The 20,369-nt window shown below is 72.5% G+C and carries 19 protein-coding genes; 6 read left to right on the plus strand and 13 right to left on the minus strand.

Going from position 1 to position 20,369, the window contains the following annotated elements; all coding sequences use genetic code 11:
* Nucleotides 1–140: 140 nt before the first annotated feature.
* Nucleotides 141–920 carry an MHYT domain-containing protein gene (locus tag ACIRO3_RS08385; protein WP_404133865.1) on the minus strand — a complete coding sequence of 260 codons (780 nt, stop codon included), beginning with the start codon at nucleotides 918–920 and terminating at the stop codon, nucleotides 141–143.
* A 160-nt stretch (nucleotides 921–1,080) separates the two neighbouring features.
* On the opposite strand from ACIRO3_RS08385, the gene ACIRO3_RS08390 reads away from it, so the two are divergent.
* The gene (locus tag ACIRO3_RS08390; protein ID WP_404133868.1) at nucleotides 1,081–1,680 is read left to right on the plus strand and encodes a class I SAM-dependent methyltransferase; all 600 of its coding nucleotides are present in this window, start codon (nucleotides 1,081–1,083) and stop codon (nucleotides 1,678–1,680) included.
* A gap of 51 nt (nucleotides 1,681–1,731) precedes the next feature.
* Here the strand turns inward: ACIRO3_RS08390 and ACIRO3_RS08395 are convergent, their stop codons facing one another.
* Nucleotides 1,732–2,646 carry an oxygenase MpaB family protein gene (locus ACIRO3_RS08395; RefSeq protein WP_404133871.1) on the minus strand — a complete coding sequence of 305 codons (915 nt, stop codon included), beginning with the start codon at nucleotides 2,644–2,646 and terminating at the stop codon, nucleotides 1,732–1,734.
* Between the two features lie 142 nt (nucleotides 2,647–2,788).
* On the opposite strand from ACIRO3_RS08395, the gene ACIRO3_RS08400 reads away from it, so the two are divergent.
* Complete coding sequence (locus ACIRO3_RS08400; RefSeq protein ID WP_404133873.1) at nucleotides 2,789–3,589, plus strand: hypothetical protein; 801 nt, start codon at nucleotides 2,789–2,791, stop codon at nucleotides 3,587–3,589.
* A 91-nt stretch (nucleotides 3,590–3,680) separates the two neighbouring features.
* Here the strand turns inward: ACIRO3_RS08400 and ACIRO3_RS08405 are convergent, their stop codons facing one another.
* Complete coding sequence (locus ACIRO3_RS08405) at nucleotides 3,681–3,863, minus strand: hypothetical protein (protein ID WP_053683347.1); 183 nt, start codon at nucleotides 3,861–3,863, stop codon at nucleotides 3,681–3,683.
* A 226-nt stretch (nucleotides 3,864–4,089) separates the two neighbouring features.
* Between ACIRO3_RS08405 and ACIRO3_RS08410 the strand changes: the two genes are divergently transcribed.
* Nucleotides 4,090–5,364 (plus strand): GAF domain-containing protein, encoded by a 1,275-nt coding sequence (locus ACIRO3_RS08410; RefSeq protein ID WP_404133876.1) that lies wholly within the window; start codon nucleotides 4,090–4,092, stop codon nucleotides 5,362–5,364.
* 45 nt (nucleotides 5,365–5,409) lie between these two features.
* Here the strand turns inward: ACIRO3_RS08410 and ACIRO3_RS08415 are convergent, their stop codons facing one another.
* The 3 genes from ACIRO3_RS08415 to ACIRO3_RS08425 form a co-directional block, all read right to left on the minus strand.
* Nucleotides 5,410–6,018: a TetR/AcrR family transcriptional regulator gene (locus ACIRO3_RS08415; protein ID WP_361778590.1), complete on the minus strand. Its 609-nt coding sequence runs from the start codon at nucleotides 6,016–6,018 to the stop codon at nucleotides 5,410–5,412.
* Between the two features lie 107 nt (nucleotides 6,019–6,125).
* Nucleotides 6,126–8,114, minus strand: coding sequence for a discoidin domain-containing protein (locus ACIRO3_RS08420; protein ID WP_404134140.1), 1,989 nt, complete (start codon nucleotides 8,112–8,114; stop codon nucleotides 6,126–6,128).
* Nucleotides 8,115–8,508: 394 nt separating this feature from the next.
* Entirely contained in the window at nucleotides 8,509–10,032 is a 1,524-nt protein-coding gene (locus ACIRO3_RS08425; protein ID WP_404133879.1) for an aldehyde dehydrogenase family protein, read from the minus strand.
* Between the two features lie 329 nt (nucleotides 10,033–10,361).
* Between ACIRO3_RS08425 and ACIRO3_RS08430 the strand changes: the two genes are divergently transcribed.
* Nucleotides 10,362–11,027, plus strand: a complete 666-nt coding sequence (locus ACIRO3_RS08430) for a molybdopterin-dependent oxidoreductase (RefSeq protein WP_404134143.1) — start codon at nucleotides 10,362–10,364, stop codon at nucleotides 11,025–11,027.
* Nucleotide 11,028: 1 nt separating this feature from the next.
* On the plus strand, nucleotides 11,029–11,661 hold the full coding sequence (locus ACIRO3_RS08435; RefSeq protein ID WP_404133882.1) for a cytochrome b/b6 domain-containing protein: 633 nt from the start codon (nucleotides 11,029–11,031) through the stop codon (nucleotides 11,659–11,661).
* Between the two features lie 68 nt (nucleotides 11,662–11,729).
* Here ACIRO3_RS08435 and ACIRO3_RS08440 read toward each other — a convergent pair whose 3' ends face one another.
* The 7 genes from ACIRO3_RS08440 to ACIRO3_RS08470 all read right to left on the minus strand — a co-directional run bounded on the left by ACIRO3_RS08440 (nucleotide 11,730) and on the right by ACIRO3_RS08470 (nucleotide 19,098).
* A complete protein-coding gene (locus tag ACIRO3_RS08440) occupies nucleotides 11,730–13,298 on the minus strand; it encodes a hypothetical protein (protein WP_404133884.1) in 1,569 nt (522 codons plus the stop codon).
* 174 nt (nucleotides 13,299–13,472) lie between these two features.
* The gene (locus ACIRO3_RS08445) at nucleotides 13,473–13,667 is read right to left on the minus strand and encodes a hypothetical protein (protein WP_361778578.1); all 195 of its coding nucleotides are present in this window, start codon (nucleotides 13,665–13,667) and stop codon (nucleotides 13,473–13,475) included.
* Nucleotides 13,668–13,765: 98 nt separating this feature from the next.
* The gene (locus ACIRO3_RS08450) at nucleotides 13,766–14,425 is read right to left on the minus strand and encodes an ABC transporter ATP-binding protein (protein WP_404133887.1); all 660 of its coding nucleotides are present in this window, start codon (nucleotides 14,423–14,425) and stop codon (nucleotides 13,766–13,768) included.
* Nucleotides 14,418–15,593 (minus strand): ABC transporter ATP-binding protein, encoded by a 1,176-nt coding sequence (locus ACIRO3_RS08455; RefSeq protein ID WP_404134146.1) that lies wholly within the window; start codon nucleotides 15,591–15,593, stop codon nucleotides 14,418–14,420. The genes ACIRO3_RS08450 and ACIRO3_RS08455 overlap by 8 nt, the downstream gene beginning before the upstream one ends.
* A gap of 17 nt (nucleotides 15,594–15,610) precedes the next feature.
* Nucleotides 15,611–16,477, minus strand: coding sequence for an ABC transporter permease (locus tag ACIRO3_RS08460; protein ID WP_404133890.1), 867 nt, complete (start codon nucleotides 16,475–16,477; stop codon nucleotides 15,611–15,613).
* Complete coding sequence (locus ACIRO3_RS08465; RefSeq protein WP_404134148.1) at nucleotides 16,470–17,426, minus strand: ABC transporter permease; 957 nt, start codon at nucleotides 17,424–17,426, stop codon at nucleotides 16,470–16,472. The genes ACIRO3_RS08460 and ACIRO3_RS08465 overlap by 8 nt, the downstream gene beginning before the upstream one ends.
* Nucleotides 17,427–17,484: 58 nt before the next feature.
* Nucleotides 17,485–19,098, minus strand: a complete 1,614-nt coding sequence (locus ACIRO3_RS08470; RefSeq protein ID WP_404133893.1) for an ABC transporter substrate-binding protein — start codon at nucleotides 19,096–19,098, stop codon at nucleotides 17,485–17,487.
* Between the two features lie 238 nt (nucleotides 19,099–19,336).
* On the opposite strand from ACIRO3_RS08470, the gene ACIRO3_RS08475 reads away from it, so the two are divergent.
* Complete coding sequence (locus tag ACIRO3_RS08475) at nucleotides 19,337–20,290, plus strand: fibronectin type III domain-containing protein (RefSeq protein WP_404133896.1); 954 nt, start codon at nucleotides 19,337–19,339, stop codon at nucleotides 20,288–20,290.
* Nucleotides 20,291–20,369: the final 79 nt, after the last annotated feature.

Raw genomic sequence — 20,369 nt, forward strand, 5'->3', positions numbered from 1 at the left:
CGGGATGGCGGTGGAGGCAAACCCGCCGAGCGCGGGCGCGCGGTGCGGGTGCGGAGCTCCTGATGCGCAGGGCCGGCGGTGTGCGGGGCGACCGGCGGTCGAGGCGTGACGGGGGCGTACGGGCGTACGCGGCCCGGGGTTCAGTGCGCGGGCGCGGCGCCCTCCCCCAGGGTCCGGGCGGCCGCCGACGCCGCCCGTTCGTCCGCAGTCGGGGACAGTGCCACGAAGGCGGCGGTGATGAAGAGGTAGGAACCGAGCCCGACGGCGAGCGGGAAGATGAACTGCATCGCCGTGGCGCCGGGCAGAGCCACGTCCGAGGGGGTGACGCGGACCGCGACGGCGGCCATGCCCGTGTAGTGCATGCTGCTGACCGCCGCGCCCATGACGAGCGAGGCGCCGGCCACGGCCATCGGCGACGTGATGTTGAGCGCGGCCCACAGCGCGACGGTGGCCGCGATGACCGCGACGACGACCGACAACCCGACGACGAGCGGCTCGTAGGAGACCTCGCCGTGCAGCCGCAGGGCCGCCATTCCCAGGTAGTGCATGCTCGCGACGCCGAGGCCGGTGGTGAGCCCGCCGATGACCAGGGACCGTCGGCGGTTCCTGCCGTATCCGACGGCGAAGACGCCCGCGCCGACGACCAGCACGGCCACCAGGAGGCTGAGGATGGTCAGCGGGACGTCGTAGTGGATCTCGGTGCCGGTGACGTCGAAGCCGAGCATCGCGACGAAGTGCATCGTCCAGATGCCGGTGCCGAGGGCGGAGGCCGCGGTGAGCAACCAGTTGCGGCGGGCGGATCCGGTCGCGGCGAGCGCACGGACGGTACAGCGCAGGCCGAGGGCGGCGCCGATCGAAGCCATCACGTATGACAGCGCGGGTGTCAGCCAGCCGTAGGCGGCGTGGTCCAGGTGTCCCATGGCCACCGGACGCTAGTCCGGGTGAGGGCACGAACAAGGTGCGCATTTCGAAAGCCGCTGTAACTGCTGGAATATGACAGAGCTACGTTCGCCTTCGATCACACCACGTACCACCTTGCACACGCACCGCAGGGACGTGCGCGTGGGGGATCATGGGCGCATGAGCGAAGACCACACACACGTGCAGGAGTTCTTCGGGGTGCGCGCCGCAGACTGGGACCGCAAGTTCCCGGCGGACGGGCCCGCCTTCGCCACCGCCGTGGGCGAGTTCGGTCTGCGCCCCGGGGACCTGGTCCTCGACGCGGGCTGCGGTACCGGGCGCGCCCTGACGGCGCTGCGGGCGGCCGTGGGCCCCTCGGGGACCGTGATCGGCGCCGACCTCACGCCGCAGATGCTGACCGCCGCCCGGCGGGCCGGCCGGGACGCCGAGGGCGCCCTGCTGCTGGCCGACGTGGCGCGGCTGCCCCTGCGGGACGGGGCGCTGGACGCGGTGTTCGCGGCGGGGTTGATCGCGCACCTGCCCGACCCGGGGTCGAACCTGCGCGAGCTCGCACGCGTGGTCCGTCCCGGCGGCCGCCTCGCGCTCTTCCACCCGATCGGGCGGGCCGCCCTCGCCGCGCGCCACGGTCGCGAACTCACCCCGGACGACCTGCGGGCCGAGCACAACCTCGGCCCCCTGCTGTCGGCTTCGGGCTGGGACATGACCTCGTACGCCGACGAGGACCACCGCTTCCTGGTGCTCGCGACGCGCCGCCCCTGAGCGACCGCACCCCCGGCGCGTCCGGGCGCTTACGCGGGCGGTTCCGGGGGCCTACGCGGGCGGTGGGGCGTCCGCACCGGCGGGGCGGCGCGGATGCGGTACGGGGCAGCCGCCCCGACCCGGCACCGGGAAGGTGCCGAGCTCTCCGACGTCGTACCCGTTCGGGTAGCCCTTGATCTCCGGGTTCTGGCGGGCGTGGTGCGGGGCCTCGCGCGGCGGCAGCAGCCGCACCGCGCGGCCGCGCAACCGCAGCGCTCCGCGCACCAGCCGCCGGACCGCCGGGCGGGGGGTCTCGAACCGGAACGCTCTCAGCAACGAGTCGTCGAGCAGCGCGATGCCGGCTCCGCGTACGGCGGGGGCCAGCGGCGCCGGGTACCACGAGGCCATCAGGTCGAGGGTGGCGTCGGCCACCTTGCGGCCGCCCTCGTCCCACCCGAAGTGCGCCTCCTCGTAGTCGTTCAGGTGGGCTTCGAACTCCTCGTAGGAACCCGGGATGTCCGTGATGCCCATGTGGCGGCCGAGCGTGGCGTAGTAGTGCGCGAAGGCGCGGCGTTCGTGGTGGGTCAGGGGCCGCCAGCCGTAGGAGTCGATCCAGCGCGCCGGAATCACCACGAAGGTGCACAGGACGTACCGCATGTCCTCGTCGGAGATGTCGTAGCTGCGGTGCATCTGGTTGACGCGGCGGATCGCGGTGCGCGCGGTGTCGCTGTCGAATCCGTGCTCCACGACCGCGTCGAGCAGCAGCGCCGTGTCGTCGTAGCGCTTCTGTGCGCGGTCGGTGAACTCGGCGGTCTCGGCGAGCAGCCGTCCGATGCTCGGGACCGCGTAGGTCCTGAAGAGGGCCAGCTCAAGGGCTCGGGTGACGTCCCAGGGAAATTCGTAGGTGGCGGTGAGCCGGTAGATGGCGAGGAAATCCTCGTCGGGATCGAGCCGGAGGATCTCCCTCAGCCGGTCGTAACGCTGCACCGGAGTCCCTTTCTGTGGCGGGTGCCCAACTCTACGTGCAGGTAGCGGGCTTGAAAATCGACGTCCGCAGGCTCTCGACGGGTGAGTTACCCGCTGGTTAAGGTGCGCCGACGAGAGAGCGACCACGACGGGAGGAGTCCACGTGTCCGAAGAGGATGAAGGGGGCTCGCTGTACGTGCTCACGGCCGTGCTGCTGACCCCCACCCGGTTCCCGGGCATCATGGGCGACGATTTCCCCGAGGCCTGCGCCCTGCTGGGCGTGCCGCCGGTCGCGGACGGGTACGGGCTGGTGCTGGGCCAGGACGAGGAGGGCGCCCGCTGGACGGTCGTGGTGGACGACGTCTCGCTCGTCGCCGCGGCCATCGCCTCCTGGGACTGCGGCATGGAGTACGACCTGTCCCCCGACGAGCGGACGATCGTGGTGTCGCTGGCCGGCTGGCCGCTGGAGCTGACGGTGGCCGCGTCGGGCATCCCGGAACCCCACGATCCCGAGCAGGGCGCCGACGGCACCGGCCGGGTGCCCCTGGCGCCTCCGTCCGCCGACACCTGGGGGCCGGTGCAGCGGCGGATGGGAGCGGACCAGATCGCCCGGGAGTGGGTCGACTGGTCCGAGCGCGTCGCCGCGGACGGCGGGGCCGCGGCCGCCGCGCACCCGGGACTGGCACGGGCGCTCACGGAGGCGGCCGGCTACGCGAACGAGCCGCCGCCGCCCGGGCGGGTGCGGTCCAGCTTCGCGAGCGAGGGCGTGCGCACGCTCCGGGCGGACGGGCCCGGCTGGTCACTGGTCGGTCGCACCGACGGCGGCGCGGCCTTCGTCCTGCTGGACGCGGAGCCGGGCGAGGTGCTCACGGTCCCGCAGGACGCGGACCCGCAGCGACCCGAACTACCCGCCCTGCCGGACCTGCTGGCGGCGCTGGACCGCGTCGCCACCCGACCGGCCTGACGGCGCGAGACCGGGGACGGGGAACCGCACGGCGGACGGGACCCGGGCGCGCGGCCTCACGCCCCGTGGCCGTCCGGGTCGGGCAGCCCCGTCAGCGGCCGATCTGCTTTCTGGACACGCCCCGCAGCCGGCGCCGCTGGGAGGGGTCCAACAGGAAGTACGCGAGTGTGGGCACCCCGATCAACACCAGGAGACCCGGCCAGAACCCGACCGTCGCGAACAGCACGATGGCTGCCACCACTCCGGCCACGGCCACCTTTCCGCCTGTGGACATCTGCGGACACCTCCTCCTGCGTCGGCCACTACCCCGCTCAACGCCCCGCTCCCGTCCAGCGTTCCCGCTCCCGTCCAGCGTCTCCCGCCCGGCGTTCCCGGTCGCGCCGGCGAGCGCGCCCGCGGGTCGGGTTCGGTCACGGGACGGCCGGCGCACCGCTTGTCGTGGTGCGCAACCGGTACGACGATGGGGGCGCTCCGGGTTCCGCGCACCACGGGAGGGTGACATGGGCGATCCGTCGGTGGCGCTGCCGGGCGGGGCCGATCCCGTCGAGCGCACGCGGGTGCTGCGAAGGGCCCACGACGTGTTCACCGGGGACGGGCGGATGGAGGCGCCGGTCCGGGCGGTGATCGCCGGGTCGTGGCGCCGGTGCGCGCGGGCGCGGGTGAACCCGGAGGGCTCGGCCCGGGTGGAGCTGGCGGAGGCGGAGCTGCGGTCCTACCGCGAGCAGCATCCGCTGGCCCGGGTGCTGCCGGTGTTCCGGGACCTGGTCGGGGCGTTCGCCGCGCACGGGGCGCACCTGTCGGCGGTGTGCGACGCGCGGGGCAGTCTGCTCTGGGTGGAGGGCGCGCCGGACACCCTGCGGCGGGCGGAACGGCTCGGTTTCGTGCCGGGCGCGCGGTGGGCGGAGTCGGTGATGGGAACCAATGCCCCCGGCACCGCCGTGGCCCTCGGCGAGCCCGTGCAGGTCTTCGGCGCCGAGCACTTCAGCCGCCGGGTGCATCCGTGGACCTGTGCGGCGGCCCCGGTCCGCGATCCGCGCAGCGGGCGGTTGCTCGGCGCGATCGACATCACCGGCGGCGACGCGCTGGCCCACCCCCGTTCGCCGGCGTTCGTGCGGGCGGTGGCCCGGGCCGCCGAAGCCCAACTGACCCTGCTGGAACCGGAGCCTTCGCCCGCCTACGTCCCGGACCGCCTCGTCGCCCTCGGCCGGGACGAGGCGCTGTGGGTGAGCGGCGGCCGGGAGGTCACGCTCGGGCGCCGGCACAGCGAGATCATGGCGCTGCTGGCCCACCACGCGGCGGGGCTTTCGGGCGAGGAGTTGGCCCTCGACCTGTACGAGGACGAGTCGGTGTCGGCGGTGACGTTGCGGGCGGAGATCTCCCGGCTGCGCGGTCTGCTGGGCCCGGGCAACCTGCTCTCGCGGCCCTACCGCACGGCCGCCCCGCTGGAGGCGGACTTCGGCGTCGTGGCGCGGCACCTGGCGGCGGGTGCCGTCTCGGCCGCCCTCGCCGGATACCCGGGCCCGCTGCTGCCCGCCTCGGCGGCGCCCGGGATCGTACGGCTGCGCCGCCGGATCGAGGACCAGGCGCGGGCCGCGGTGATCGCGCGGGCCGACGCGGGGCTGCTGGGCGACTGGGTGTGCCGGCCGTGGGGTGCGGACGATCCGGGGGTGTGGCGGGCGCTGGCCGGGGCGCTGCCCGCGGAGGGGCGCCACGCCGCGCTGGCCCGCGTGCGCTCCCTCGACCGCGAACTGTCGGCCGACCGGCCCGGCCGCTGACGCGATCGCCGCCGGACCTGCGGGCGGCCCATCCCGTCGTCCCCCTCAGACGGCGGGGGCTTCCTCCCGGATCAGCCCGGCCACGTGATCGCTGATCATGTCGAGGATCTCGGCCGCGACCCGGTCGTTCCCGAGGACCAGGTGGTTCAGGGTCACTCCGTCGGTCATGGCCGCGAGGTAGCGGGCCAGGACGGTGTCGGGGACGCTGAGTTCGAAGGTCATCACGCCGCGGAGCTGTTCGATGAGCGCGCAGTAGGTCTCGGAGTACAGCTCGTACTGGCGCCGCGCCAGGTGCTCGAACCCGGGTTGGCGCAGTGCGTACTGCGTCAGTTCGTAGGTGAGCATGTGCTCCTCGGGATGCGCCGCGACGTGGTCCCAGTAGGCCTGGAAACCGGCGCGGATGGTCTCGCGGAGCGTGGGCCTCGGCCGGATCGCGTCCTTCACCACGCTGACGTAGTGGTCGGTGATCGTCTCGATGACGGATTCGAGCAGCGCCTGCTTGGAGTCGAAGCAGTAGTGGAAGACGCTCAGCGACACGCCCGCCTCGGCGACGATCGACCGCGTGGTCGTCCTGGGGACGCCGTCGCGGGCCATCGCGCGGATCGCCGCCTCCGTCAGCTGTCGGCGGCGGTCGGCCAAGGGCATCCGGGCCATGTGCGTGTTCCCTTCGTTCCCCCGCGCCCCGGCGGAGCGCGGAAGGCCGGGGCGGCCGGCTCGGGAGACCCGATCCGACCGCCCCGGCCGACTCGCAGGCGGGGCCGTCAGCTGCTGAAGACGCCCACTTCGTGGAGGGAGTAGCCCCACTGGGTGCCGCGTCCTTGCCCGTGGACGCGGATGTGGCGTGCCGACACCCCGGCGAACTGTGCGGTGTCCAAACCGCCGTCACCGGCGGTGGTGGACCAGACCGTCCGCCAGTTCACCCCATCCGTGGAGACCTCGATGGCGTACGACCTGGCGTACGCGCGTTCCCAGTCCAGGGTGACGCGCTTGACCAGGCCGGTGGTTCCCAGGTCGATGCGGAGCCACTGGTCGTCGCTCCAGTCGCTCGCCCAGCGGGTGCCGCGGTTGCCGTCCACGGCCCGGTCGGGGGCGTAGCTGACGAACGGGTTCCATTCGGAGGTGCTCGCCGAGCCGGCGGCGCCCGACGCGAGGTTGACGCCCGCCTTGTGCCGCTCGGATCCGCCCCAGGTGCGCAGGTACGACTCCGCTCCGCGGAACATGTCGTCCACGACGCCTTGGCCGCCGACGTTGCGGATGTCCTCGATCCAGTCCGGTACCAGGCCGTAGTGGGAGGCGCCGTCGGTGTTGAGGTCCCAGGTGCGCTGCCCGGTGGTCTGCTTGTCGATGACGGAGCCGCCGTCGGTGCTGCGGAACGGGTAGCGCACCGGATTGGGGGTGTCGGCGCCGCGCGGGCCGGGCCAGCCGCCGACCCCGTTCATGTCGGTGCCGTAGCCGTAACCGACGTCGTACTTGTCGCGCAGCGCGTCGGTGCGCTTGGCCTCGGCGCTGAAGCCCTCGGCCCCGTTCATGTACTGGGCGGCGAACCCGCCGAGCTTGTAGAGGCGTTCGGTCCAGTCGAGGTCCATCCAGCTGTGCGAGGAGATCACGCCGGGGTAGGACTCGGACTCCAGGATGTCGAAGGCCCGGCCGGCGGCCTTGACGCTCATGTGGTCGACTTCGAGCATCATCTTGCGTTTCATCATGCCGCGCACCGCGTACTCGCCGAGGTCGGTGAGGCCGCGGGTGTTGCACTGCGCGCCGGCGGCGTAGGAGGGAACGCTCACGCCCGCCGGGAGCTTCTTCTCGGCTTCGGCCGCCGGTGCGAGGCCGATGGGGTTGTCGTGTTGCGGGCCCGCGCACTCCTCGGTCTTCCAGAAGGTTCCGGTGGACAGGAACTGGCCCACGTTGATCGCGGTGCCGAGGGCTCCCTGGTCGAAGCGGACCCCGCAGAGGGCGTTGTCGAACTTGTGGCACAGGAACATGCTGCGCACGCCGAGTTGGTGCAGTTCGTCGAGCCCGCGGTCGATGTCCGCCTTGCTGCACTGGGAGATGTCCAGGATCTGCTTGCAGCCGAACGGCTCGGAGGTCTCCACTCCCAGGACGACGGCCAGTTTGCCCTGCTGGATGACGTCGCGGGCCTGGGTGGAGTCGGTGACGATGCGGAACCAGCCCTTGCCCGGTCCGCCGTACATCTTGTCGATGTAGGCCTGCATGTCGTAGGTCTTGCGGGCTTCCAGTCGGATCGCGGTCATCTCGTCGCAACCGCGGTCCTTGAAGAAGTAGACCGAGCAGATCACCCCGTTGGTGACGAGGTCGTTGACGAGGACCCGCTGCCCGCCGCGCCAGGCGCGTTCGACCCAGGCGTAGTAGTTCTGCTGGTGGGTGAGCGAGTCGTGCGCGGGCCAGTCCTTGAAGGTCGGCCAGCCGTCGGGGTCGTGCTTGCCGTCGCCGCCCTTGGTGATGAAGTCGAAGATCGCGAGCGTGCCGTCCGGGTAGTGCTCCGGACAGTCCTTGAGCGCGTCCGCGACCCCCGCCTCCGAGAAGGGCTTGCCACAGATGAGTCGACCGCCGAAGCCCTCGTTGGACATCAGGTGGTCGTGGGCGTCGACGAAGCCCCGTACATTGCCCTGGGCGTCGGTCCCCTTGAAGGGTTCGCCGGTGACGTTGATCTCGGAGTCCGGCCCGGGCCGCGCGGTGGGGTTCCACCACCCGGAGTCGGCCGCGGCCCCCGAGGTGGGGCCGAGCGCCATGGCCAGCATGGCGAGCAGCAGTGACAGCACCGCGATCGGTTTGCGTCTGCTGTGCGGGGATCGGTTCAAGGCCACCACTCACGTCCACGGTCGGCGGAGGGCGCGGTCCAGGCGCACGGCCGGCCGGGACGTGAAACGCACGATCCCGAAACAACCGCTTGTCATGTCCCGCGCAAACAGTGTGTCGAGAATCCCGACTCCGACAACCGGAGTCAAGGGTCCGGGACACTTGACCTGATGGACCGTCGGTTCGACCGTACCCACGGTAACCTCGGCGGAAACGGCGTCGGCACGACCACCCGCCCCAGCCCTCCGCAGGAGGCCGCCCCGCCGCCGCGACCGGCGACCAAACGGCGGCCGGCGCTGCGGCCGGAAAGGGTTGCCGGCCACCGCACTAGAAGAAGCCCAGCCGCTTCGGGGAGTAGCTGACCAGCATGTTCTTCGTCTGCTGGTAGTGCTCCAGCATCATCTTGTGGGTCTCGCGGCCGATGCCGGACTGCTTGTAGCCGCCGAAGGCCGCGTGGGCGGGATAGGCGTGGTAGCAGTTCGTCCAGACGCGGCCCGCCTGGATGGCGCGGCCGGCGCGGTAGGCCGTGTTGATGTCGCGGGTCCAGACGCCGGCGCCGAGGCCGTACGCCGTGTCGTTGGCGATGCGGACGGCGTCGTCGAAGTCGTCGAAGGAGGTCACCGACACCACCGGGCCGAAGATCTCCTCCTGGAAGATCCGCATCCGGTTGTCCCCCTCGAAGATCGTCGGCTGTACGTAGAAGCCGCCCGCGAGGTCGCCGCCGTGCTCGATGCGCTGCCCGCCCGTGAGGATCCTGGCACCCTCCTTCAACCCGATCTCCACGTACGACAGGACCTTCTTCAGCTGTTCCTCCGAGGCCTGGGCACCGATCATCGTGTCCGTGTCCAGCGGGTGCCCCGGCACGATCAGTTCGGTGCGGGCGACGGCCGCGTCCAGGAAGTCCCCGTACCTGCCGCGCTCGATCAGGGCGCGCGAGGGGCTGGTGCACACCTCGCCCTGGTTGAGGGCGAACATGGTGAACCCCTCCAGCGCCTTGTCCCGCAGCTCGTCGTCGGTCGACCAGATGTCGTCGAAGAAGAGGTTGGGGCTCTTGCCGCCGAGTTCGAGGGTGACGGGCTTGAGGTGCTCCGCCGCGTACTGCATGATCAGCCGCCCGGTGGAGGTCTCCCCGGTGAAGGCGATCTTCGCCACGCGCGGGCTGGACGCCAACGGCTTGCCGGCCTCCTCCCCGAAGCCGTTCACGATGTTGACCACGCCCGGCGGGAGCAGGTCCTCGACCAGAGCGAGCCAGTAGTGCACCGAGGCCGGCGTCTGCTCGGCCGGCTTGAGCACCACCGTGTTCCCGGCGGCCAGCGCCGGCGCCAACTTCCACACCGCCATCAGGATCGGGAAGTTCCACGGGATGATCTGGCCGACCACGCCCAGCGGCTCGTGGAAGTGGTAGGCCACCGTGTCGTCGTCGATCTGGCTGAGCGCCCCTTCCTGGGCCCGCAGCGCGCCCGCGAAGTAGCGGAACTGGTCGATCGCCAGCGGCAGGTCGGCCGCGAGGGTCTCCCGTACCGGCTTGCCGTTCTCCCAGGTCTCCGCGACCGCCAGGGCCTGGAGGTTCTCCTCCATCCGGTCCGCGATGCGCAGCAGGATCCCGGCCCGCTCGGCCACCGAGGTACGTCCCCAGGCGGGCGCGGCGGCGTGCGCGGCGTCCAGCGCCCGCTCGACGTCCTCGGCGGTGCCGCGGGCGATCTCGGTGAAGGGTTCGCCGGTCACGGGGGAGGGGTTGTCGAAGTACCGGCCCCGGACGGGAGCCGTGTACGCGCCGCCGATGTAGTGGTCGTAGCGGGACGCGTACGACATGAGCGCGCCCTCGGTTCCGGGCGCAGCGAAACGGGCCATGGGGTCCTCCCCTTGCCGGGCGCCGGCCGCCGTCGGCCGGCACTCGGAAGGAGGCTAGGAGCGGGCAGGTTGCGGACACGTTGCACGAGGCGGCCGCCGCCAGGTGTGACGGAAGTCTGACGGACGACCCGCTCCCCTTGGCGTCGGGCGGCCGGCGGTGGTCGAATCGACGGGTGAGCACAGAGCGAGGGGACCGGCCGGAGCCGGCGGAGCGGCGTGAACCGCCGGAGCCGCGTGACCCGTCGGAACGGCGTGACCGGTCGGAGCCACGTGACCCGTCGGATCCCGACCTGTCCGGCGCGCCGGTCGGCCGGCGGCTGGTGCTGGGCATGCTCGGGCTCGGCGCCGCCGGGCTGGTGGCCGCGCCCCACCTGCAACGGGGCCTCGAAGCCGCGCTCGGCGCCGCCGCCGACAAGGATCCCACCGGGCTGACCGGGCTGTTGCCCAACGGCGGCGGGTTCCGGTACTACTCGGTCGCCTCCTCCGTACCCGAGCGTTCCCCCGCGGACTACCGGCTGCGGGTGGACGGGCTCGTCGAGCGGCCGGGAACGTACGACCTCGACGCGCTCCGGCGGCTGCCGCAGACCCGGGTCGTCCGCGATGTCCAGTGCGTCACCGGCTGGCGCGTGCCCGCCACCCCCTTCGAGGGCGTGCCGGTCTTCCGGTTGCTCGACGCCGCCGGGGTGCGGCCCGAGGGGCGGGCCATCCGGTTCAGCTGCTTCGACGGCACGTACACCGAGAGCCTGACCCTCTCCCAGGCCCGCCGGGCCGACGTGATGGTGGCCCTGCGGATGCGGGACGAACCGCTGAGTCACGCCCATGGCGGGCCCGCGCGCCTGTACGTGGCCCCGATGTACTTCTACAAGTCGGCGAAGTGGCTCTCCGGCATCACCGTCACCCGTGACGTGGAGCCCGGTTACTGGGAGCGACTCGGCTACGACGTCGACGCCTGGGTCGGCACGTCGAACGGACGCGATGATGCCCCCACCGTCTGAGATGCGACCCGCGCGATCGCGCCCGGAGCCCCGGCAGGGCGAGCGCGTGCGGCGTTTCGGTCGCTCCCAACGCCTGGTGCACCGGGCCACGGCCGCCCTGATGGGGGTCTGCGTGGTGTCGGCGGGCTGCCTCTACCTGCCCGCCCTCGCCGAGCTCGTGGGGCGACGCCATCTCGTCGTGACCGTGCACGTGTGGTCCGGCCTGCTGCTCGTCGTCCCGTTCCTGCTCGGCCTGGCCTCCCGCGCCTTCCGTGCCGATCTGCGCCGCCTCAACCGGTTCGGGCCGCACGACAGGGTGTGGTTGCGCACCGTGCTGCGCCGGGACCGCCACGGCCCCCGCCCGGCCGGGAAGTTCAATGCCGGCCAGAAGGTGTACGCGGGCTGGTTGGGCGGGGCGGTGACCGTGATGCTCGGCACCGGGCTGCTGATGTGGGCCACCGGCCTGGCCCCGCTCGTCTGGCGGACGGGGGCGACCTTCGTGCACGACTGGCTCGCCCTGGCCCTCGGCATCGTCCTCGCCGGGCACATCGGCAAGGCGCTGGGTGATCCCGAGGCCCGGCGCGGTCTGCGCACGGGCTCCGTGGATCGGGCCTGGGCCGCGCGCGAGCACCCGCTGTGGCGGCGGGAGGACTGACGGGCGGCGCGATCGGCGCCACCCGGCGGCCCCCACCCATCGGCCCCCCACCCGTCGGCCGGCGGACGTCAGCCGCCGTCGCGGACCGCCACGATGCCGTTGAACACGCCCACGTACGCGGTGCCGTCGGGTCCGAGGGTGATCGGCGCCCAGTTGTTGTCGTACAGCGGGCCGGTGCCGGTCAGCTGTCGCCAACGACGCTCACCGGTACGGAAGTCCACCGCGGTGAGGTACCAGGCGTCGATGCCCCAGGCGTTCGGCTCCTTCTCGTAGAAGTAGAGCAACCCGTTCGCGGTGGAGAGCTTGGGGACGACGGAGGGCGAGCGGATCGCGCTCTGCCACACCGTGTCGCAGCCGCTGCCGTCGGCGCGGACGTCGATACGGCTGACCCCGCCGACGACGGACTTGCCGAGCAGCAGGGTGGTGGGGTTCTCGTAGCCGTAGTTGTTCTCGACGACGATGCTGTTGCCCCAGGTGATCAGGGAGTTGTCGGTGGTCGAGGCGCCCGATCCGAACACCGGGACCTTGCAGACGAGCCGCTGGTCGGCGGGTACGTCCACGCCCCGCCTGTAGACGAGCACGTTCATCCGGTCGTCGGAGTTGTCGGTGATGGCGACGTAGTCGTTGCCGAAGAGGTCCGGGGTGGTGCCCGAACCCTGGTTCACGGAGCCCGGCTTGGTGCCCGTGCCCCGGTCGTAGGTCTGACGCCACTGCACGCGCGGGGTGCCGTCGGCGGTCGTGGCGAAGCTGTACAGGGCGTGGTCGGTGACGATGGAGACCCCGTCCTCGGCGACGGAGAAGGAGTTCTGGATCTCCTCGCCGTCGAGCCGGACGGAGCGGATCACCGAGGTCGCCGGGTCCACCGTGCCCACACGGCCCTGGCGGGTGACCCACCAGATGCGGCCGCTCCAGTCGGGCATGACGGAGGTGACCGGGTCGCAGGTGCCGCTGGGCCACAGGTTGGTCCAGCTCACGCAGTCGTGCGGGACCTGGCCGGTGAGGTCCCAGTCGTTGTCGACCGTGAACTTCCAGGTGCCGTCCGGGTTCTGCGAGTGGGCGAGGCGCAGGATGTGCTGGCGGGAGTCGGCCAGCACTGCCCGGTCCTGGTTGTCCAGGTAGAAGTAGGCGCCGCCCGAGGTGTCCTTGAAGATCTTCGCGAAGTCGAGCGAGGTGATCGCCTCGACCGTCGAGGAACGCTGCGGGAGTTGGTGTTCCGCGAGCGTGGCGAGCGTACGGGGGTCGAGGAGTTTGACCTTGAACCCGGAGAAGGTGCCGCAGACGGTGACGATCCGGCCGGCCGAATCGAAGGTGGCGGTGGCGCATTCGCCGCCGAGGGCGGCGATCTTCTCGCTGGTGACCTGCGGGTTCCTGCCCAGCGGCCCGGACCAGGGCGAGGTGGCGCTGCCCGCCGCGTCGGAGTGCATGCCGCTGCGGCCGTTGGGCGCGAGGTACGGGTGCTGCGGCGAGGCCTCGCCCGGCAGCGGGACGGCGGCGGCGGGGGCGCCGTCGTAGTGGCTGATCAGGCGGTGGCCGGGGGCCTTGGGTATCCCCTCGGCCTGGGCCGGTGAGATGCCGTACATCGCCACGAACGCGGCGAGAGCCGGTACCACCGCGCAGTTCAGCGCTCTTCGGAACATCCGGACTTCCTCCATGGTCTTCCGTTTTGTTGACATTGCGTCTCACATCGCGCCGCCGCCAGACGCTAGATCGCACCGCGCGAGGAGTCCATGGAAGAGCCGGATGATTCACGAAGGCGCAACAGTCGATCAAGCTCGCCCCGCCCGGGCCGGGCGGGACTTCGACGACAGGGCTCAGGGGTTGAAGCCGGAGACGACGTCCGCGGTGGCCGCGAGTCCGTCGTGGATGGTCATGGCGATGCTGCTGCTCGCGAGTTGGAAGCCGAGCAGGGCGCAGACGAGCGCGTGGGAGAACTTGAGTCCGCCGCCGCGCAGGAAGATCCACGCGAGGACGAGGAGCAGGACGATCACGGAGAGGGAAATCACCATCGGAACCTCCTTGGGCGCCGCCATGGTGGCGCAGCGAGGGGGCCCTTCGGGCGAAAGACGTGTACGCCGTACGGGTGTTGACCGTCCGTGACGGCTGATCAGCTCTTGACGATCTCGCTCCAGAGGGCCGTACGGTCGCACCAGCGACCGAGCAGGACCGGGTCGTGGCCCACCGAGAGCAGTGCCGCGCCGGTCCGCGCCCGGTACTCCTCGACCACGCCCACCAGCGCGGCCGTCGTGGAGGCGTCGAGCATCGCGGTCATCTCGTCGCAGACCAGCAGACTCGGTCGCAGCACCAGGGCGCGTGCCAGACACGCGCGTTGCAGTTGCCCGTCACTCACCTCGTGGGGACGCCGCGTGAGCAGATCGGCGCCGAGTCCGACACGTTCCGTCAACTCCGGTACGACCGAGGCCGCTTCCGCGCGTCGCCCCGTGGCCCGGAGGGGTTCCGCGACGAGGTCGCGCAGCGTGAGTCGGGGGTCGGCCGACAGGCGGGGCTGTTGGAAGACGACGCCGACCCGGACGCGCAGGGCGCGCGGGGCCCGGTGCCGGAAGCCGGTCACGGTGCGGCCGCCGAGCACCACGGTGCCGCGCTCGGGTCGGTGCAGCAGGGCCGCCACCCTGGCCAGGGTGGATTTGCCGCAGCCGCTCGGACCGAGCAGCCCGAGTGCCTCCCCTGGCTCCAGGGTGAGGTGGGCGTCCCGCACGACGGGGGCGCCCCGGTCGTACCCGGCGGTGATGCCGTGGAGCTCAAGCATGGTGGCAGGCCACCCCTTCGGTGAGCGGGGGTCGCCGCGTCCGGCAGGTCGCGTCGGCCCGTGCGCAGCGGGCGGCGAAGGCGCAGCCGGGCGGCAGCGCGCCGAGTTCGGGCGGGGCGCCGGGGATGGGGGCGAAGGCCCGCTCGGGGAGGGCGTCGAGGAGCCCGCGGGCGTAGGGGTGCCGGGGGCCGCTCCGTCCGAAGAAGGCGTCCGCGGGAGCGGTCTCGACGATGCGCCCGGCGTACATCACGGCGATGGTGTCGGCGATCCGTTCGGCGGCGGCGAGGTCGTGGGTGATCAGCAGCAGGGCCCGGCCGGCCGCACGGGTGTGCGCCCGCAGCTCGTCCACGGTGCGGTGGACGAGGTCCCGGTCGAGGCCGGTGGTCGGCTCGTCGGCGAGCAGCAGCGGGGCGTCCCCGACGAGGGCCAGGGCGGTGGCGGCGCGCTGGGCGAGGCCGCCGGAGAGTTCGTGCGGGTGGCGGTCGAGGTGGGAGGTGGGGAAGGCCGCGCGGGCGGCCGCCGCTTCCGCGGCGGCGCGCAGTCGCGCCCGCCGCCCCGTGCCCGGAAGCCGCGCGCCGGGAAACCCGAACGGCCCGGACGCCTTGGACAGCCCGGAGAGCCCGGACGCCTTGGACAGCCCGGAGAGCCCGGACGCCTTGGACAGCCCGGAGAGCCCGGACGCCTCGGACGGCCCGGACGGCCCGGACGGCCCGGACGGCCCGGACGGCTCTGACAACGCTGCCGGCTCGGTGAGTTCCCGGACGGTCTCCTCCAGGTGGGAGCGGACGGTGCGGACCGGGGTGAGATGGGCGGCGGGGCTCTGCGGGACGAGGGCGACGCGACGGCCGCGGATGGTGCGGGCCAGGGTGGCCTCGTCGGCGGCGAGGAGGTCGAGCCCGTCCGCGAGGCGGGCCGACCCGGCGGTCTCGGCGTTGCCGGGGAGCAGGCCGAGGAGGGCGGAGGCGAGGACGGACTTGCCGCACCCGCTCTCGCCGACGAGGGCGAGGCACTCGCCGGCGGCCAGGGTGAAGGTGGCGTCGGTGACGGCCTCGACGTGGCGCTCCGAGCGCATGCGGAAGCGCACGGACAGCCGGTCCACGCTGAGGACCGGTTCCGCGGGGTCGCGTCGTCGCCCCGCGGCGGGGCCGCCGGCGGGACCCGGGGACATGGCGGACGGCTCTGCGGTCACAGGGTCGACTCCGAGCGGCGGCGGGGGTTGAGGCGCTCTCGCCAGGCGGCCGCGAGACCGGCGATGGCCAGGGTCGGGATGATCAGCAGCAGGCCCGGGAAGAGGGTGGGCCACCAGTGCCCCACGAGGAGCGAGCCCCGTGCGGTCTGTACGAGGGTGCCCAGACTGGCCTGGTGGGAGGGGAGCCCGAGGCCGAGGAAGGACAGTGCCGACTCGTGCCACATCGCGTGCGGGATCATCAGTACGGCGGCGAGCCCGGCCTGGGGCAGGACCGCGGGAACCAGGTGGCGGGTCGCGACCCGCCACCGCGAGGCGCCACCCGAGACGGCGGCGTCCACGAAGGGCCGGGACCGCAGGGACAGGACCTCGGCCCGGACGATGCGGGCCGTGGACAGCCAGTGGGTCAGGGCCACCGAGACCACCACCGGCCACACCCCGGGGCGGAACATCGCCACGATGAAGATGCCGAGCAGCAGGTGCGGGATCGACGACAGGGTGTCCACGACCCGCATCACGAGCCGGTCGGTCCAGCCGCCCCACGCGCCGGCCGCCGCGCCGACGGCGGTGCCGATCACGGTGGCGACGAGCGCCGCCACCAGGCCGACCAGCAGGGACACCCGCAGTCCGTAGACGCAGCGCAGCAGCAGGTCGCGGCCCACGTCGTCGGTTCCGAAGGGGTGTTCCCAGGAGGGCGGCAGCAGCTTCGCCGACAGGTCCACGGCCTGCTGGTCGAGCTGTGCCAGCGGCGGGACCAGCAAGGCCGCCAGGGCGATCACGGCGACGGTCACGGCGTGGACGCGCACCCGCGGCCGGCGCGTGGAGCGGTCGGCGCGGCCGTGGGCGCGCCAGGTGGTCTCAGCCATCGAAGCCCACCCTCGGGTCGGCGAGTCCGTACAGCAGGTCGGACAGCAGGTTCCCGGTGAGCACGGCCGCCGTGGCCGACACGGTGAGGGCGGCGAGCAGCGGGAAGTCCACCGAGGTGGCGGCCTGTACGGTGGCCGCCGCGATGCCGGGCCAGCTGAACACGGTCTCCACCAGCAGCGCCCCGGTGATCAGTTCGGGCACCCGTGACCCGATCAGGGTCAGCATCGGGAGCATCCCGGAGCGCAGCGCGTGCCCGACCAGGATCCGCCGTTCGGCCACGCCCCGGGCCCGGGCCCCGCGCACGGGGTCCTCGTCCAGGGCGTCGGCCACACCTTGACGTACGTACAGGAAGAACCAGGGCAGTTGTGAGATCCCCAGCACCAGTGCCGGGAGCACCAGGTGGGAGGCGACCTGCCCGGGGGTGACCACGTCGTGGGAGGCGTCCGTGAGTCCGCCGGAGGGCAGGACTCCGAGCCGTACGGAGAAGAACCAGATGGCCAGCAGGCCCAGCCAGAAGGCCGGGGCCGCCTCCAGGGTGTAGGCGAGCGCGGAGACGGCCCGGTCGAGCGGGCCGCCCTGCCGCCGGGCGGCGAGCACGCCGAGGGCCGTGCCCACCAGCACGGCGAGCACGAAGGCGCACAGGGCGAGGAGCGCCGACCAGCCCACCCGTTCGGCGATGACGTCGCCGACGGGCTGGCGCATGACGGTGGAGGTTCCGAGGTCCCCGGTGAGGGCCGAGGTGAGCCACTCCCACCAGCGTGCGACCAGCGGCTGATCGACGCCGAGGTTGGTGCGCAGTTGGTCGAGTTCGGCCTGCGAGGCGGTGAGGCCGGCCGCGCCGGCGTACGCCTTGACGGGGTCGAAGGGGGACATCGCGGCGACGGCGAACACCCCGAAGGTGACGGTGAGCAGGACGGGGACGGCGAACAGGGTGCGCCGGCCGGCCATGCGCGCCATCGGCCCCCAGGGGACGCGGGAGGAGGAGCGGGAGGTCACGTCGTCCGGTTCACTTCCGCTTCGGCTTCCAGTTCTCGACGTTCCACCAGGGGCCGGAGCCGAGGCCGTGGTCGTGCGGCTCGACCTGGGTGGTGAGCCCGTCCCACTTGTCGTTCACCACGTACAGGTGGTCGATGTGGGTGAGGAAGACGTAGCCCGGGTTCGCGACCAGTTCCCGCTGCACGGTGTCGTACGCGGCCTTGCGCGCGGCCGGGTCACCGCTCTTGCGGCCGTCGAGGAGCGCCCGGTCGACGGTCTTGTTGTCGTACCGGGCCATGTTGTTGAAGCCGTCGCCCGCCAGCGCGGAGTGCAGCAGCAGGTACTGGTCGAAGTCGGGGTCGGCCGGGGAGCCGCCGCCGGCGAGGACCGCGTCGGTCTTCATCCGGGGTTCGATGACCTCCCAGGTGCCGGCCTCGGTCGTGACCTCGATGCCTGCCTTCTTGGCGTCGGAGGCGAAGGCGAGTGCGTGGTCCTGGCGGATCTTGTCGCCGGAGGTGTACCAGAGCGGGAAGGAGGCGCGGGTCCCGTCCTTGGCGCGGATGCCGTCGCCTCCGGTCTTCCAACCGGCCTCGTCAAGGATCTTCTTCGCCCTGTCGAGGTCGTACGCCCGCTCCGTGCCGACCGTGAACCAAGGGCTGTCGGTGGGGACCGGCCCGTAGGCCGGCTTGCCCGCGCCCTCCAGGAGTTGATCGACCATGCTCCGGCGGTCGACCGCGAGGTCCAGCGCCCGGCGGACGGCCGGGTCACCGGTGACGTGGTGGGCGGTGGGGAGGGTGACGTTGCGGTAGTCGAAGGTCTTGGCCGTGTGGAGGGTGCGCGCCGAGTCCTTGTCGCCGCCCTTCCCGCCGAGGGCGTTGGCCAAGGCGGGCGGGAGGATCGCGCCGTCGAGTTCGCCGGAGCGCAGCCGGGTGGCGCGCACGTCGTCGTCCTTGATGACGACCATGGTGAACTTCTTCACGGCGGGCTCGCCGCCCCAGTGGGTCGGGTTGGCCTTGAAGCCGATCTTCTCGCCCTTGGACCAGCCGGTGAGGACGTACGGGCCGGTGCCGACGGGCCGGGTCGTGAAGTCTCCGCTGTTGACGTCCTGCCGGCCCGCGATGTGCCGGGGCGCGATCGGCAGCACGGTCCGCTCGGCGAACGGCGCGTAGGGGTACTTCAGCGTGAAGACGACGGTGTCGTCGCCCCGGGCCTCGACGCGGTCGATCGCGTCGAGTTCGGTCTTGGAGGCGTTGTTGGTCTTCGGGTCCAGGATCGTGCGGTAGGTGAAGACGACGTCCTCGGCGCCGAAGGGCTGCCCGTCGCTGAACTTCACGCCCTTCCGGAGCCGGTAGGTGTAGGTGCGTCCGTCGGGGGAGATCTCCGGCAGGGCCTCGGCGAGGGCCGGCCGCAGCTTCATGTCCGCGTCGTGCGTCAGCAGCCCGTCGAAGATCTTGGAGTTGCCGTCCTTGCCGTATCCGAGGAGCGGGCTGAGGGTCTCCGGTTCGGTCGCGATGCCGACGACGGCGGTGTCCGCCGCGCGGCCCGCTTCGCCGCCTGCCGAGGGGGCCGAGCAGGCTGCCGCGCCCGCGATGAGCGTGGCGGCGAGTGTGGTGGCGGCCACTCCTCGTGCTGTCCGGGCCGTCATGCGATCCACATCCGCGTATACCTGCTTTTCGTACTGTTTAAGATCATCTCTTATTGCAAAGAGATCGCAATAATGCCAGATGGGGTGGGGAGAGGCGAAACCGGCCGACCGACCGGCTCCCGTCCCGCACCGAACCCCCGAGGGGAGCACCGGGGTCTTGCCCGCCCACCGCCGGGCGTGCCATATATGTCTAGACCTTTACGAGGAAGCGGCGGAAGGCACCTCCTTGCGACACTCCGTGCGAAGCGCCGTCCCCGCGCTCTGCCTCTGTCTGGCACTCGCCACGGCGTGCGCCCCGGACGGCGACACCGACCCCCCGCGCGCCCCGGCCGAGCTCACCGCGCAGGCCGGCAGCGCCACTTCGGTGCACGTCATGTGGCGAGCGGCCCCGGACGGCGAGGGGGTGACCGGCTATCAGGTCTTCCAGGGCGACCACCTGGTCCGCGAACTCCCCGCCGACAAGACGATGGTGGACGTCACGGGCCTCGCCCCCGTGACCGCCTACGCCTTCACGGTCCGGGCCCGGGACGCCGCCGGCAACCGCTCCCCGCTCAGCGAACCCGCCCGGGTGACCACGCCGGCCGCCAAGGCCGAGGACCGGCGCGCCCCCTCGCCGCCGCCCACCACCGCGGGCCGCACCGAAGGCCCCCGAGCGGCCCGGCTGACCTGGACGGCGGCGACGGACGACACGGGTGTCACCGCGTACGACGTCTACCAGGGCGGCGTCCGCGTCCACACGGCCGGCGGCGGCGAGAGCGCCACCGCCCTGACCGGCCTCCAACCGGGCACCCGCTACACCTTCACCGTCCGCGCCCGGGACGGCGCCGACAACACCTCGCCCGACGGCCCGGCGGTGGAGCTGACCACGCCGCCCGACCCCGGGCAGGGCCCGGACACCGCGCCGGGCGGGCTCACCGCGACCGCCTCCCCCGGGCTGGTCGATCTGTCCTGGACCGCCCCGGCCACCGGTCGGCGCACCGACGAGTACCAGCTCTACGTCAACGACCGGCCCGTCACCGTCATCCAGTTCGGGGCCGGCGCGGCGGTCCCGTCCGGGACCGGAAGGGTGGAACACCGGCTCACGGTGACCGAGCCCGCCGGCACCGTGTGGTCCGTCAAACTGCGCGCGCGGCTGCCCGACGGCAACTGGGGGGCCTTCTCCGCGCAGACCCGCGTCGTCCTCGCCGGATGAGGCCCCTCGCCCGCGCGCCCCGCACAGGAGAAAATGCGGGGATCTGACCCGAACGCCCCTGCCGACACATGAGATCACG

Source organism: Streptomyces sp. NPDC102278 (assembly GCF_044766345.1).
GTDB lineage: Bacteria > Actinomycetota > Actinomycetes > Streptomycetales > Streptomycetaceae > Streptomyces.